The 15,120-nt window shown below is 62.7% G+C and carries 13 protein-coding genes; 7 read left to right on the top strand and 6 right to left on the bottom strand.

Translation table 11 applies throughout. The features are described 5' to 3' along the window. Positions 1-70: 70 nt before the first annotated feature. From GEV39_RS18695 to GEV39_RS18670, 6 genes are all read right to left on the bottom strand, one after another. Entirely contained in the window at positions 71-1,351 is a 1,281-nt protein-coding gene (locus tag GEV39_RS18695; protein WP_173890798.1) for a TRAP transporter large permease, read from the bottom strand. Beyond that, positions 1,352-1,879 (bottom strand): TRAP transporter small permease, encoded by a 528-nt coding sequence (locus tag GEV39_RS18690; protein ID WP_173890797.1) that lies wholly within the window; start codon positions 1,877-1,879, stop codon positions 1,352-1,354. A gap of 64 nt (positions 1,880-1,943) precedes the next feature. Beyond that, the gene (locus GEV39_RS18685) at positions 1,944-2,915 is read right to left on the bottom strand and encodes a TRAP transporter substrate-binding protein (protein ID WP_029885563.1); all 972 of its coding nucleotides are present in this window, start codon (positions 2,913-2,915) and stop codon (positions 1,944-1,946) included. A 67-nt stretch (positions 2,916-2,982) separates the two neighbouring features. Beyond that, a complete protein-coding gene (locus GEV39_RS18680; protein WP_173890796.1) occupies positions 2,983-3,864 on the bottom strand; it encodes a glucurono-1,5-lactonase in 882 nt (293 codons plus the stop codon). A 24-nt stretch (positions 3,865-3,888) separates the two neighbouring features. Further along, positions 3,889-4,695: an NAD-dependent epimerase/dehydratase family protein gene (locus GEV39_RS18675; protein ID WP_173890795.1), complete on the bottom strand. Its 807-nt coding sequence runs from the start codon at positions 4,693-4,695 to the stop codon at positions 3,889-3,891. Between the two features lie 158 nt (positions 4,696-4,853). Beyond that, positions 4,854-6,098, bottom strand: a complete 1,245-nt coding sequence (locus tag GEV39_RS18670; protein WP_173890794.1) for an OprD family porin — start codon at positions 6,096-6,098, stop codon at positions 4,854-4,856. A gap of 312 nt (positions 6,099-6,410) precedes the next feature. Between GEV39_RS18670 and GEV39_RS18665 the strand changes: the two genes are divergently transcribed. From GEV39_RS18665 to GEV39_RS18635, 7 genes are all read left to right on the top strand, one after another. Beyond that, the gene (locus tag GEV39_RS18665; protein ID WP_173890793.1) at positions 6,411-8,792 is read left to right on the top strand and encodes a glucose/quinate/shikimate family membrane-bound PQQ-dependent dehydrogenase; all 2,382 of its coding nucleotides are present in this window, start codon (positions 6,411-6,413) and stop codon (positions 8,790-8,792) included. Between the two features lie 215 nt (positions 8,793-9,007). After that, positions 9,008-9,982 carry a 2-dehydro-3-deoxygalactonokinase gene (locus tag GEV39_RS18660; protein ID WP_173890792.1) on the top strand — a complete coding sequence of 325 codons (975 nt, stop codon included), beginning with the start codon at positions 9,008-9,010 and terminating at the stop codon, positions 9,980-9,982. Positions 9,983-9,994: 12 nt separating this feature from the next. Continuing rightward, positions 9,995-10,615, top strand: a complete 621-nt coding sequence (locus tag GEV39_RS18655; RefSeq protein WP_173890791.1) for a 2-dehydro-3-deoxy-6-phosphogalactonate aldolase — start codon at positions 9,995-9,997, stop codon at positions 10,613-10,615. 38 nt (positions 10,616-10,653) lie between these two features. Next, the gene (gene dgoD, locus GEV39_RS18650) at positions 10,654-11,802 is read left to right on the top strand and encodes a galactonate dehydratase (protein WP_173890790.1); all 1,149 of its coding nucleotides are present in this window, start codon (positions 10,654-10,656) and stop codon (positions 11,800-11,802) included. 58 nt (positions 11,803-11,860) lie between these two features. Next, complete coding sequence (locus tag GEV39_RS18645; RefSeq protein WP_173890789.1) at positions 11,861-13,171, top strand: MFS transporter; 1,311 nt, start codon at positions 11,861-11,863, stop codon at positions 13,169-13,171. A gap of 60 nt (positions 13,172-13,231) precedes the next feature. Continuing rightward, positions 13,232-14,023: an IclR family transcriptional regulator gene (locus GEV39_RS18640; RefSeq protein ID WP_173890788.1), complete on the top strand. Its 792-nt coding sequence runs from the start codon at positions 13,232-13,234 to the stop codon at positions 14,021-14,023. 95 nt (positions 14,024-14,118) lie between these two features. Further along, positions 14,119-14,955: a hypothetical protein gene (locus GEV39_RS18635; RefSeq protein WP_173890787.1), complete on the top strand. Its 837-nt coding sequence runs from the start codon at positions 14,119-14,121 to the stop codon at positions 14,953-14,955. The last annotated feature ends 165 nt before the right edge of the window (positions 14,956-15,120 follow it).

Genomic DNA, 15,120 nt, shown 5'->3' with positions numbered 1-15,120 from the left:
TGTTAGGCTTGCGCAATACCTGTGGGAGCTGGCTTGCCGACGATGGGCCGCAAAGCGGCCCCGCTTTTATTTACAGCACCACGCTAGGCAGCCACAGCGAAATGGCCGGAATGTAGGTCACCGCCATCAGCACCAGGAACAGTGCCAGGTAGAACGGCACCATCGCCTTGACCGTCGATTCGATACTCACCTTGCCCACCGCCGAGCCGACGAACAACACGGCGCCCACCGGCGGTGTGATCAGGCCAATCCCCAGGTTCACCAGCATGATCATGCCGAAATGCACCGGGTCCACGCCGATGCCGGTGATCACCGGCAACAGGATCGGCGTAAGGATCAGGATCAGCGGCGCCATGTCCATCACCGTGCCCAGCAGCAGCAACATGAAGTTGATGCACATCAGGATCACATAGCGGTTGTCCGACAGGGTGAGGAACGCCGTGGTGATCTTCGATGGAATCTGCATCAGCGTCATCACGTAGCCAAAGCTGGCCGCGAAGCCGATCAATATCATCACGATCGAGATGGTGCGCACCGTGCGGTGCATCAGCGTGGGCAGGTCGCGCCACTTGTAGTCACGGTAGATGAACATGGTCACGAAGAATGACCAGACGACCGCCACGGCTGCCGACTCGGTCGCAGTGAACACGCCCGAGAGGATACCGCCCAGGATGATCACCATGGCCATCAGGCCCCACAGTGCCTCACCGGCAATCTTCAGCGCCTGGCGCAGCGGGATGACCTCACCCTTGGGGTAGTTGCGCTTCTTGGCGAACAGCAGGCACAGGCCCATCATCACCGCGCTCAGCAGCAACCCCGGCATTACCCCGGCCATGAACAGCGAGGCGATCGAGACCGTGCCGCCCGCCGCCAGCGAGTACAGCACCGAGTTGTGGCTGGGCGGGGTCAGCAGCGCCTGTACCGAGCCGCTGACCGTCACGGCGGTAGAGAACTCGCGCGGGTAGCCTTTGCGCTCCATCTCCGGGATCAGCACCGAGCCCACCGAGGCGGTGTCTGCCACCGACGAGCCCGAAATCGCACCAAAGAACGTCGAGGCCATGATGTTGACCAGCGAAAGGCCGCCGCGCACGAAACCCACCAGCACCCCGGCAAAGGCCACCAGCCGGCGTGACATGCCGCCTTCGGCCATGATGGCGCCGGCCAGCACGAAGAACGGAATGGCCAGCAGCGAGAATTTGTTAACCCCGCTGGCCACCTGGATCATCATCGCTTGCAGCGGTATGTCGATCCACCAGGCGCCGATCAGCGCCGAAAGGCCCAGGGCATAGGCCACGGGCATGCCCAGCAGGATGAGCGCAATGAAACTGCCCAACAGAATGAACGCATCCATTTACGCCGCTCCTTCGTTTTCTTCCAGTTGGTCGAAGCGCACCACTTTGCGGTGGCTCTGGTCGCCCAGCAGGAGTTTTTCCAGCACAAATACCAAGGTCAGCACGCCACCGACCGGGATCGGCGCATAGGTCATGCCCACCCGCACACTGGGCAGGGAGGCCAGAAACTGGTTCCAGGTGGTGATGCACAGCTGGGTGCCGTACCAGGTCATGAACAGGCACACCAGAACCATCAGCACCTGCACCAGCAGGGCCACCAGCCGGCGCTGCAGCGGTGGCAGGCGGTCGGTGATCATCGCCACCGCCATGTGCGCCCCGGCGCGGTAGCTGGCGGCGGCGCCAACGAAGGTGAACACCACCATCAGCAAGATGGCCACTGGCTCTGGCCAGCTGGCCCCGGTGCCGAGTACATAGCGGGCGAAGATGCCCCACGGGATGATCAGCGACATGCTCAGGATCGACAGGCCGGCGACCCAGATACAGGCGCGGTACAACGTGTCGTTGGCACGCAGAAAGAGGTTTTTCATGGGCATCACCAAAGCGGCAGGGCGGCTGACGCGGCCCTGCCGAGGTCGGTAGGAAAGGTCGCGCTTACTGCACCGCGTCGATACGTTTCATCAGGTCGGCGTATTGCGCGCCGTATTTTTCCCGGACCGGTGCGGTCGCGTCGTAGAAGGGTTTCTTGTCGACGGTGATGAACTCGACACCGGCGGCCTTGAGCTTCTCTTCGCTGCTGGCCGTTTTCGCATCCCACAGCACCCGCTCTTCCATCTGCGCCTCACGCGCTACCTTTTTCACCAGCGCTTGCTGTTCGGGGGTGAGCTTGTTCCAGGTGGTCTTGGACATCACCACCGGCTCGGGCAGGATCAGGTGGCCGGTCAGGGTGAAGTATTTGGCACTCTGGTAGTGGTTGTGTTCGAGCAGGGTCGGCGGGTTGTTCTCGGCGCCGTCGATTACCCCGGTCTGCAGCGCGCTGAAGATTTCCCCGGTGTCCATGGCGATCCCGTTGCCACCCATGGCGTTCATCATATCGATGAACAGCGGGTTGCCCTGCACGCGAATCTTCATACCCTTCAGGTCTTCCAGGCTGCGCACCGGCTTTTTCGTGTAGAGGCTGCGCGAGCCACCATCCATCCAGGCCAGGGCCACCAGGTTGAAGTCGGAGTTGGTAATCTTGTCGAGGATTTCCTGGCCGATCTCGCCATCGATGACCTTGCGCATGTGGTCGTGGTCGCGGAATACGAACGGCATGTTGAACACGTTCACATCCGGCACCACCGGGCCGACGATCCCCAGGCTGACGCGGGTCATCTGCACGGCGCCGATCTGCGCCTGTTCGATCACTTCCTTCTCCGAGCCCAGCACACCGCCGGCAAACATCTTGAAGGTGATGTCGCCATTGCTGGCCTGTTCCAGTTTCTTGCCCATGTTCTGCTCGGCCACCACCGTGGGGTAGCCGGCGGGGTGAATTTCCGCGAACTTGATGTCCAGCGCCGAAACGGGCATGGCCACGCTGCAGGCGAAGGGAAGTACGGCAAGAAGCAGCTTGCGTTTGAACGTCATGATGAAACTCCGTGGTTTTTATTATCTGGTTTCGGGCGTGCAAAGGGTGTGGTGCGCGTCGCGGGGCTCAGCCCCGCCAGGCTGGCTCCTCCAGGCCCTTGGTGCCTGGGTTGAGGGCAAATACCCCGCCCGCCAGCGGCTGGTCGCCAAGGTCGACCCCTGCCGGGCGGATCGAGGTGACGTACAGGGTGTCGAGGTTGGCGCCACCGAAGGCGCACATCGCCGGCTTCTTCACCGGTACGCTGAGCGAGCGGTCCAGGCGCCCGTCAGGGGTGAACCGGTGGATCTGCCCGGCGTCATTGCCGCATATCCAATAGCAGCCGTCCTGGTCGATGGCGGCACCGTCGGGGCGGCCGGGGTATTTGCGCATGTCCACGAACAGCCGCGGGTTATGGGGTGTGCCTGTGTCGGTGTCGTAGTCGAAGGCCCAGACCTTCTGCACGCTGGGGTGCGAATCAGACAGGTACATGCGTGTGCCGTCGGGGCTGAAAGCCAGCCCGTTGGGCACGATCAGGCCCGCTTGCTGCAGGTGCAAATGGCCCTCGCGATCAAGCCGGTACAGTGCCCCTACCTGGGCGCCTTGCTGCATGTCCAGCAGCATGCTGCCGGCCCAGAAGCGCCCTTGGCGATCGCAGCGGCCATCGTTGAAGCGCATGCCCGGCTGGGCATGCGTCACGCCGCTGAGCACACGGCTGGCCAGGCTGCCGTCGGCCCTGGTTTGAATGTGGAAGATGCCGCTTTCCATGCCGGCGATCCAGCCGTCCTCACAGCGGGCGATACAGGCGAGCATCTGGTCGCCCTGCCAGACCTGGTGCGTGTTATCCACCGGCCGCCAGCGGTGCAACTGGCGCGCGGGTATGTCGACCCAATACAAGGCCTGCTCGCTAGGGTGCCACACGGGGCTTTCCCCGGTGCCGTTGCGGGCGTCGACGATCAGTTCACAGTCCATGGCCGTGCCTCCTGGCGCGTGCGGTCAGTTGAACGGTCCGGCCACGGCAAATGCGCCGCCCTGATAGACCATGCTCGGGTCATCGGCGGCAGGCGCCGGCTCGGCTTCAACCGCTGCGCGGAAGGGCTCCGAGCTGTCCTTGGGCACGTAGCCCAAGTGTGCGGCATGGCGGTTGTCCCACCACACGGTGCGGTTGCCAGAGGCACCGTAGACAATGGTGTGGCCGACGTTCGGCGTGAACAGGCCGCGCTCGATCAATTGCACCAGGTCGTCGTAACTTAACCACGTGCAGAGCATGCGCGGGTTCTGTGGCCGGGGGAACGAAGAGCCGATGCGGAGGCTGACGGTTTCGATGCCGTAACGATCGAAATAGAAGCTGGCGACATCTTCGCCATAGCACTTGGACAGCCCGTAGTAGCTGTCAGGGCGGCGCGGGGCATGCGCGTCGATGCGCTCGTCCTGGCGGTAGAAGCCGATGGTATGGTTGGAGCTGGCGAAGACCACCCTTTGCACCCCATGCTTGCGTGCCGCCTCGTAGACATGGAACACGCCGCAGATATTGGGGCCGAGAATCTCTTCGAACGAATGCTCGGTAGACACCCCGCCGAAGTGCACGATGGCATCGACGCCTTCGACCAGGGCATGCACGGCTGCCTTGTCGGCCAGGTCGCAGGTGACCACTTCTTCGTGGGGGCCAGCGGCTGGGGCCATGGGGTTGATGTCGGAAAGGCGCAGGACCTCGGCGCAGCCTTGCAGGCGTTCGCGAAGGACCTTGCCCAGGCCGCCTGCGGCTCCGGTGAGCAGCAGGCGTTTGAGGGGGGTAGTGGTCATGACCGGCTCTTGTTGTTAATTGTTGTAGGTTGTCGTATGACTTTTGTGATTATTGGCGGTGCGATTCAGTGTTGTCAATGACAACGCAATGTCAGTTTGGTGTTATGCGCGTGCCCTGTAGGAGCGGCCTCGTGTCGCGAAATGAGCTGCGTAAAGCCTTACAGCAATGACAACGGGTAGTTGAAAATCAACCGGTTCTCATCGAACTCGTTATTGCTGTAGTCCCGCCGAATCGACGAATTGCGCCATTTCACACTCAAATCCTTGAACGCTCCGCTCTGGATCACATACGCCAGTTCAGTCTCACGGACCCATTCCTTGCCATCCGTCACCACCCCGCTGTGCACGTCGCGGCCGCTGATGTAGCGGTTCATCAAGGTCAGCCCCGGCACGCCGACGGTGACGAAGTTGAAGTCATGGCGCACCTGCCACGAGCGTTCGTTGGCGTTGTCGAAGCTGGCGTTGTAGCTGTCATTGGCCAGGGTCCCGCCACTGGTGCCATTGACCCGCATCCAGGCATCGCCATCGACCTTCTGCAGCCCGACCCAGAAGGTGCTGCCGCCGTATTTGGCGGAGAACATCCCCGAGTACGTCTTGTTGTCCAGCTGGCCAGCGCGCCTGGAACCGTCCTCATCGCCCTGGAAATAGCCCAGGTTGGCGCCCAGGGTCCAGTCGCCGAGCGGCTGGCTGTGGCTCAGTTGCAGGTATTGCTGCTGGTACACGTCCTTGAGCACCGCATTCCACAGCCCGACCAGGGTGCGCTCTTGGTTGAACCTGTACTCGCCCCCGACGAAATTGAAGCGGTCCGACACCGCGCCGCCGTAGCTCATGTCCTCCATGCTGGCGTCGTTGCGCGGGCTGTTGGCGCGGAACTGGCCGCCGTACAAGGTCAGCCCGGCAATCTCGTTGGACGTGACCTGCCCGCCACGCAATGTTTGCGGCAGTGAACGCCCGTCGTCCGCACGCAGAATTGGCAGTACCGGCATCCATTCGCCGATCTTCAGTTCGGTTTTCGAAATGCGCGCCTTGCCCGCCACGGCAAGCCGGCCAAAGTCATCCGCCGGCCGCCCATCGTCGTGGCGTGGCAGCAGCGCGGTGCCATAGGTGCCGCCCCCGCCATCGAGCTTCACCGACCACAGCCCCAGCACGTCTACGCCAAAACCCACCGGGCCCTCGGTGAAACCGGAACGGGCATCGAGGATCACGCTCTGGGTCCATTCTTCGGCTTTGCTTTGTGGGTTGGCGGGGTTGGTGAAGTTGCGGTTGATATAGAAATTGCGCAGGCCCAGCACGGCTTTGCTGTCTTCGATGAAACCTTGGGCGAGGCTGGTGCCCGGCAGGCAGCTGAGCAGGCTGGCGCCCAGCAGCGCACAGGGGAGGGTGGTCTGGCAGATTTTCGACATGGGTTGCTTCCGCTGATGTTGTTTTTGTTATGTGTTGTCGTACAACTTTGGCTTTTTTAACAAGTGAAAAACCAGCTGTCAACGGCGTTCGTAGCCGGAAATCAGCTACTTTCAGCGAGGAGGGATCAAGCGCAGGCTCTAGCTCGGGCTTCGCAATGAGCGTTAGTCATACTATGACCACATGCGAATTGTTGCATTTGTCGCAACGCTCTCCCTCGAGTGCGTCAGTTTGTCGCAGAATCATTTAGTAATACTATTCTTCGTTGCTGGATGTCTTATTGATTCAGTCCCATGGAAACGGAGATTTCACCGATGAGCACCACCCGTGCTTCACACCCCTCACGCTTGCTGCCCAGATTGCTAGGCGTGGTTTTTTTGCTGATGGGCCTGGCCTTGCTGGCCGGCGGCATCAAACTGGCAACCCTTGGCGGTTCGCTGTATTACCTGCTGGCCGGCGTTGGCTTGGCAATTACCGCAGCCTTGTTACTGGCTGGCCGCCGTGAGGCGTTGAGCGTTTATGGCGTCGTGCTGTTGCTGAGTTCGCTCTGGTCGTTGGTCGAGGTGGGCCTGGACTGGTGGCAACTGGTCCCCCGGCTGGCCCTCTGGTTCGTCCTTGGCCTGGTGTTGTTATTGCCTTGGCTGCGCAGGCCGTTGACGCAGGGGCAGCCTTATCCCCTCGGTACAGGGGTATTGAGTGTGGGCGTGGCGGCCGCGGGCCTGATGGCGCTGGCCAGCCAGTTCACCCAGCCCGACACCGTGGTAGGCCGCCTGGACCGCGACACGGCAGGCACCACCAGCACGGCACCGGCAATACCTGACGGTGACTGGCAGTCCTACGGGCGTACCGAGTTTGGCGACCGTTACTCGCCACTCAAGCAGATCACCCCGCAGAACGTCGGCAAGCTCAAGCTGGCCTGGACCTACCGCACCGGTGATATCCCCGGGCCAAACGACCCGGGCGAGACCACGGCGGAAAACACCCCGCTGAAAGTCAACGGCAAGCTCTACGTATGCACCCCGCATAGCCAGGTGATTGCCCTGGACCCCGACAGCGGCAAGGAGATCTGGCGTTTCGATCCCAAGCTCAGCACGCAGAATGCGGCCAACTTCAAAGGCTGGGCGCACATGACCTGCCGCGGCGTGGCCTATTACGACACGGCCAGCTCGCAAGCGAGCCCCGCGCAGGGGCAGGCCTGCGCCAAGCGCATCTACGTACCCACCGCCGACACCCGCCTGATCGCGCTGGATGCTGATACCGGCCAACAGTGCGCCGGCTTTGGCGATAACGGCCAGATCGACCTTACCCGCAACATCGGCAGCTTCGCCCCCGGTGGCTATTACTCCACGTCGCCACCCACCGTGGCCGGCGGCCTGGTGATACTTGGCGGTCATGTCACCGACAACGTTTCCACCGACGAGCCGTCCGGCGTCGTCCGCGCCTATGATGCGATCACCGGCCAGCTGGTGTGGAACTGGGACAGCGGCAACCCCGACGCCACGGCGCCGATCAGTGACGGCCAGTTCTACACCCGCAACTCGCCAAACGTGTGGTCGGTGATCAGCGCCGATGAGAAGCTCGGCCTGCTGTACCTGCCCATGGGCAACCAGATGCCCGACCAGTGGGGCGGCAACCGCACGCCAGAGGCGGAGAAATTCAGTGCCGGCCTGGTGGCCCTGGACATCGCTACCGGCAAGGTGCGCTGGAACTACCAGTTCACCCATCACGACTTGTGGGACATGGATGTCGGTGGCCAGCCGAGCCTGGTCGACATCAAGACCGCCGAAGGCGTCAAACCGGCAGTAATGGCATCGACCAAGCAGGGCAGCATCTATGTGCTGGACCGCAGCAACGGTCAGCCGCTGGTGCCCATCCACGAAACCCCGGTACCGCAAGGCGCCGTGGAAGGTGATCACACCGCACCGACCCAGCCGATGTCCGAGCTCAATTTCATGCCGCCTACCCTGCGTGAGCGAGACATGTGGGGGGTAACGCCGTTCGATCAGATGCTGTGCCGCATCGACTTCCGTTCGCTGCGTTATGACGGCATCTACACCCCACCATCGTTGCAGGGCTCGCTGGTCTACCCGGGCAACTTCGGTGTCTTCGACTGGGGGGGCATTTCGGTCGATCCGGTACGCCAGATTGCTTTCGTCAACCCCAGCTACATGGCCTTCAAGTCGCAGTTGGTGCCTGCCTCGAAAATCGCCGGGCAGCCGGCGCGCAAGAGTGAGACCGAAGGTATCCAGGCCAACAAGGGCGCGCCTTACGGCGTGATCATGGGCGCTTTCCTGTCGCCGCTGGGGCTGCCTTGCCAGGCACCGGCCTGGGGTTATGTGGCGGCAGTGGACCTGACCACCCACAAGGTGATCTGGAAGCACAAAAACGGCACCGTGCGAGACAGCTCGCCCATTCCGATCCCGCTGACCATGGGCGTGCCGAGCCTGGGCGGAAGCTTCACCACCGCCAGCGGTTTGGCGTTCCTCAGCGGTACCCTCGACCAGTACCTGCGCGCCTATGACGTGCGCGATGGCAAGGTGCTTTGGGAAGGGCGCCTGCCGGCAGGTGCCCAGACCACGCCGATGACCTACACCGGCAAGGATGGTCGCCAGTACGTGCTGGTGATGGCCGGCGGGCATGGCTCTTTGGGTACCCGGCAAGGGGACTATGTGATGGCGTTCGCCCTGCCGGAGTAAGCCGCGGCAGGTTCAAGGCCTGTGATACCGAGCACCGCGCGGCCGGCGCTTGGTTTCACAGGCTTTTTTGATGGCCGGCATGTCGCGACCCAGTTACCTTCCATAAAGCGAACGCAAAATCCCTATATGTGGGATTGTGTTTTACATATTGGAATTTTCCTTCGCCCAGGTTTATAGTCGCCTCACTCACTGCCAAAAACAGAACAGGTGAAGCGATGCAGGCGCAATTGATCGCGCTCGACTGGGGAACCACCTCCCTTCGTGCTTACAAACTCGCCGCGCAAGGCCAGGTGCTGGATGTGCGCACCCTGCCCAGCGGCATCATGCACTTGCCAAAAGCCCCGCGCCTGATCAACGGCCAACTTTGCAATGACGGTTTCGAACTGGCATTCGACGACGCCTGTGGCGATTGGCTCGACGCCCAGCCCGGGCTGCCCGTGATTGCCTGTGGCATGGTCGGCAGCGCCCAGGGCTGGCGCGAGGCCGTGTACCGCGAAACCCCGGCCAGCGTCGCCAACCTCGGTGGCGCGCTGCAAACTGTCGGCAGCCTTCGCGGCGTCGAGGTGCATATCGTGCCCGGCGTGATCCAGCACGCGCGCCTGCCCAATGTCATGCGGGGTGAAGAGACGCAGGTGCTGGGCGCGCTGCCTGGGGTGAACACCGATGACCTGCTCATTGGCCTGCCCGGCAGTCATTCGAAATGGGTAGAGGTCGTCGATGGCTGCATCGTCCATTTCGATACCTTCATGACCGGCGAAATTTTCGCCGTGCTCAGCGCGCACAGCATCCTCGGCCGTACCCAGCAACGCGGCGCCGCGTTCGATGCGCCAGCCTTCGACCTCGGTGTGCAGGCCGCCTGCTCCGCCGAGGGGGAAATCGGCCCGCTGTCCACCCTGTTCAGCGCCCGCACCCTAGGCCTGACCGGTGAGCTGAGCGCCAGCGCCCAGCCTGATTACTTGTCGGGTTTACTGATCGGTCACGAACTTTCAGCCCTGGCCAAACTGCAACGCCAGCGGCGCCACAGTGTGCATCTGCCTGGGATCCTGCTGATCGGCAACGGCCCGCTGTGCGCGCGTTACAGCCGGGCCCTGCAGGCATGCGGCTTCACCCATGTGAGTGTCGCCGAGCAGGCCACCGAGCGCGGTCTTTGGCAACTGGCGCTCGCCGCCGGCCTGGTTCATTCATCCTGAAGGGAGCTCGACATGCTCGAACAAGCATTGGCACACAATGGCCTGATTGCGATTCTGCGCGGTTTGCAACTGCATGAAGCGGCTGCGGTTGGCGAAGTGCTCTACAGCGCCGGCTTTCGCATCATCGAAGTACCGCTCAATTCGCCTGACCCGTTCGCCAGTATCCGCCTGCTGCGTCGCACCCTACCTGCCGATTGCCTGATCGGTGCAGGTACCGTGCTGACGCCGGCCCAGGTCGCGCAGGTGAAAGAGGCGGGCGGCCAGTTGATCGTCATGCCCCACAGCGACCCTCATGTACTGCGTGCTGCCAAGGCGGCAGGCCTGTACCTGGCACCGGGCGTCGCCACACCGACCGAAGCCTTTGCCGCCTTGGCGCAAGGGGCCGACGTGCTCAAGCTGTTCCCAGCCGAGCAACTGGGCCCGGCGGTGGTCAAGGCCTGGCTTGCCGTGCTGCCCGCCGGCACCGTGCTGGCGCCGGTCGGCGGCATCACCCCCGGCAACCTGCAGCAGTTCCATGCCGCTGGCGCCCGGGGCTTCGGCCTGGGCTCCGGCCTGTACAAGCCAGGCATGACCCCTGAACAGGTCGAGGCCGCTGCCAAGGCTTACGTGAGCGCCTGGCAGAGCCTGCGCTGAGCCGGCCCTGCACTGCATCCAACAAGAGAGACAAGCAGATGAAAATTACCAAGCTGACCACCTTCATCGTTCCGCCGCGCTGGTGCTTCCTCAAGGTCGAAACCGATCAGGGCGTCACCGGCTGGGGCGAGCCTGTTGTCGAGGGCCGGGCCCACACCGTGGCTGCCGCCGTCGAGGAACTGTCCGATTACCTGATCGGCAAGGACCCGCGCAACATCGAGGATATCTGGACCGTGCTCTACCGCGGCGGCTTCTACCGCGGTGGTGCCATCCACATGAGCGCCCTGGCGGGTATCGACCAAGCGTTGTGGGACATCAAGGGCAAGGCGCTGGGTGTGTCGGTCAGCGACCTGCTCGGCGGCCAGGTGCGCGACAAGATCCGCGTGTATTCGTGGATCGGCGGCGATCGCCCCGCTGACACCGCGCAAGCGGCAAAAGAGGCCGTGGCGCGTGGTTTCACCGCCGTGAAGATGAACGGCACCGAGGAACTGCAGTTCCTCGACACCTTCGACAAGGTCGACCAGGCGTTGGCCAACGTCGCCGCCGTGCGCGATGCGGTGGGGCCGAACGTGGGCATTGGCGTGGACTTTCATGGCCGCGTGCACAAGCCCATGGCCAAGGTGCTGATGAAGGAACTCGACCCTTACAAGCTGATGTTCATCGAAGAGCCGGTGCTCAGTGAAAACTACGAAGCGTTGAAAGAACTGGCGCCGCTGACCAGCACCCCGATTGCCCTGGGTGAGCGGCTGTTCTCGCGCTGGGACTTCAAGCGCGTGCTCAGCGAAGGCTACGTCGACATCATTCAGCCAGACGCGTCGCATGCCGGCGGCATCACCGAAACCCGCAAGATCGCCAACATGGCCGAGGCCTACGACGTCGCCCTGGCGCTGCACTGCCCGCTGGGCCCGATCGCCCTGGCGGCCTGCCTGCAGCTCGACGCTGCCTGCTACAACGCTTTCATCCAGGAGCAGAGCCTGGGCATTCATTACAACGAGAGCAACGACCTGCTCGACTATGTGCGCGACCCCGGCGTGTTCGACTACCAGCAGGGCATGGTCAAGATCCCCAACGGTCCTGGTCTGGGCATCGAGATCAACGAGGATTACGTGATCGAGCGCGCCGCTGTCGGCCACCGCTGGCGCAACCCGGTGTGGCGCCACGCCGATGGCAGCTTTGCCGAGTGGTGACTGCCTGGCCCCAACTGCGCTGAAACGACCTCAATAACCATAACAAGAGGCACTGCTCATGCACCCGCATACCCTTACCGGGCAGGCGACCCTGTCGGCGCCCAGCCGCAAGCGCTTTTTCATCATGGTGCTGCTGTTCATCACGGTGGTGATCAACTACCTGGACCGCAGCAATCTGTCCATTGCCGCACCGGCCTTGACCAGCGAGTTGGGCATCGACCCGATTCACGTCGGCCTGGTGTTCTCGGCGTTTGGCTGGACCTACGCCGCCATGCAGATCCCAGGCGGCTGGCTGGTCGACCGCGTACCACCGCGCATTCTGTATACCGTGGCGCTGGTGCTGTGGTCGCTGGCCACCGTGATGCTCGGTTTCGCCGCCAGCTTCATCGCGCTGTTCGTGCTGCGCATGGCGGTCGGCGCCTTGGAGGCGCCGGCCTACCCGATCAACAGCCGCGTGGTCACCACGTGGTTCCCCGAGCGGGAGCGGGCCACGGCCATTGGCTTCTACACCTCTGGGCAGTTCGTCGGCCTGGCATTCCTGACCCCGGTGCTGGCCTGGCTGCAGCATGCGTTCGGCTGGCACATGGTGTTCGTCGCCACCGGCGCGGTGGGCATCCTCTGGGGCGTGATCTGGTACGCGGTGTATCGCGAACCGCGCGATTTCAAGGGTGCCAATGAGGCCGAGATCGAACTGATCCGCGAAGGTGGCGGGTTGGTGGATATCCAGCAGGAGCAGGCCAAGACCAAGGCCAGGTTCAGCTGGGCCGACCTGGGCATCGTGCTGACACAGCGCAAGCTCTGGGGCATTTACCTCGGCCAGTTCTGCCTGAATTCGACACTGTGGTTCTTCCTCACCTGGTTCCCGACCTACCTGGTGAAGTACCGCGGCATGGACTTCATCAAGTCCGGCATGTTGGCCTCGTTGCCGTTTCTCGCCGCCTTTGTCGGGGTGCTGTGTTCGGGCTTTTTCTCCGACTGGCTGATCCGCCGTGGGGCCAGCGTGGGCCTTGCGCGCAAGCTGCCGATCATCAGCGGCCTGTTGATTTCCACCGCCATCATTGGCGCCAACTTCGTCGACTCCACCCCGCTGGTGATTGCCTTCCTGGCGCTGGCGTTCTTCGGTAACGGCCTTGCCTCGATCACCTGGTCGCTGGTTTCTACCTTGGCCCCGGCGCGCCTGCTCGGGCTGACCGGCGGGGTGTTCAACTTCATCGGCAACTTGTCGGCGATCGTCACACCCATCGTGATCGGCTTCCTTGCCAGCGGCGATTCGTTCGCCCCGGCGATCACTTACATCGCCGCGTTGGCCCTGCTAGGCGCGCTGTCGTACATCCTGCTGGTCGGCAAGGTCGAGCGTATCGAGTTGTAGCCGCGCCCTGCGGGTGAACATAATGTCGCCCGCCCATACGCACTTCGATAAAGGCCGCACATGCAGGAAGACCCTACCAAAACCGCCCCTACCGGCACCCAGACCCTGCTGCGCGGCCTGGCCGTTGTGCAGGCCGTGGCCGCAGGCGCGCGCGACCTCAAGGACATCGCCCAGCACATCGGCACCACCCGCAGCACCACCCACCGCCTGGTCAGTTGCCTGGTGGACGAGCGCTACCTGCGTGTGGTGCCCCAGGTCGGTTACCTGCTTGGCCCCAAACTGATCGAACTCGGCTTCCAGGCCCGAGAAGAGCTGCCGTTGGTCACCCTTGCCGGGCCGTACCTCGACGAGCTCTCGGCGCTGACCGGCGACACCATCCACCTGGCGGTCCGCGAAGGCGATGAGGTGCTGTACCTGCACAAGACCCCGGGGCGCAACGGGCCGGAGATGCGCTCCCGGGTCGGCCACCGCATGCCGCTGGCGCGCACGGGTATCGGCAAGGCGCTGATGCTCGACGACACCCCGGCCGAGTGGCAGAGGTTGTATGAAACCAGCCTGCCGGCAGGTGGCAAAAGCGCGTTCTGGCCGCACCACGCCGCGCAAACCTGGGCGCAGTTCGAGCAGCGTATGGTCGAGTATGGGGCGGGCGGTTATGCCTTCGACCTGGAGGACAATGAACCGTCGATCCGCTGCGTGGCGGCGCCGGTACGTGATGCCAGCCGGCGGATCGTGGCGGCGGTCAGTGTGGCCAGTACGGTGCCTTACATGCCTGAGGAAAAGATGCGCGAGCTGGTACCGGTGGTCAAAGGCGTGACCGCGCGGCTGTCGGCAGAGCTTGGGCTAAAGCACTAGCCTGAACCGCGTTGGCACTGAACTACGCGCTCCAATTGGTGTCTGAGCGCCAACTATGACATGACGTCCATTTCCCCAAGCAAGGAGGCTTCCCCATGCAACCCACCCCAGTCACGTCCGCCGGCAAGCTGCTCGGCAGTTATGGTTATGGCAAGGCGCTGATCGTCTGCATGCTTATGCTGGGCAGTATCTTCCTGGGCCTGGCCGCTTTCGTCGGCTACCTGAGTGCTACCAGCGGCCAGAACTTCAACGGCCCGCAAAGCCTGTTCTATTCCACCATCGCCTTGCTGGCGGTGCTCGGTGGGGTGATGTTCGCCCTGGCGCTGTGGCAGAAGAAACTGCGCGCTGCCCGTTATGAGGTTTATGAGAAAGGCATCTGCCAGATCATCGGCAACCAGCGCGATTATGTGCCTTTCAGCGAGATGGGCGACTTCTACCTATTCGCTTCTGGGCAGACTGCCATAGCCGGCCTGATCAACAATCTCGCTTATCGCCGTAACGCCAGTGAGCCGTTTCGCCGGGTCAACCCACACCTGCAAAAGCTTTATGTGTTTCTTGAGCAGGTACGCGAGCTGTACCTGAACGAACGCCTGCCAGCAGTATTCGCCACCCTGCAAAGCGGCGGGGCGGTGCAGTTTAACTACCTCGAAACGTCCCAGGTTTGGGGCAAGCGCATGAGCGGCGACTTCTTCAATGTCACCACCAAACCGCTGACCATCACTCGCGAAGCGCTCGACGTGGCTGGCCGCAAGGTGGCGTTGAGCAGCCTGCGCAATGTTGACCTCAACCAGTGGAGCGAGCAGGTGGTGATCAAGGACGAAAACGGTCAGACCGTGCTGTCGACCGTTTCGACCGGCATCATCAGCTTCGACCTGTTCCTCAATACCTTGCATAACCTGCTGGAAACCCAGCAGGCACAAACCACCGCCTGATGCCCTGCGCGACCCATGCAGGCGCGGCCTTTCCGTAACGCCGGACCTATTGGGAAGGGGCGCAACGCGCCCCCAGCCGGCCGTTGATAATTCCCGTATTTCAATTATCAAGTCGGTTTTTTGATTAATGGTTGTTTTTTTAGGAGCTACGGACGCTGACTCCAA

It is taken from the genome of Pseudomonas sp. NY5710, assembly GCF_013305665.1.
Taxonomy (GTDB): domain Bacteria; phylum Pseudomonadota; class Gammaproteobacteria; order Pseudomonadales; family Pseudomonadaceae; genus Aquipseudomonas; species Aquipseudomonas juntendi.
Note: the sequence above shows the minus strand (reverse complement) of the source record. Positions and strands in the feature narration are given on the sequence as shown.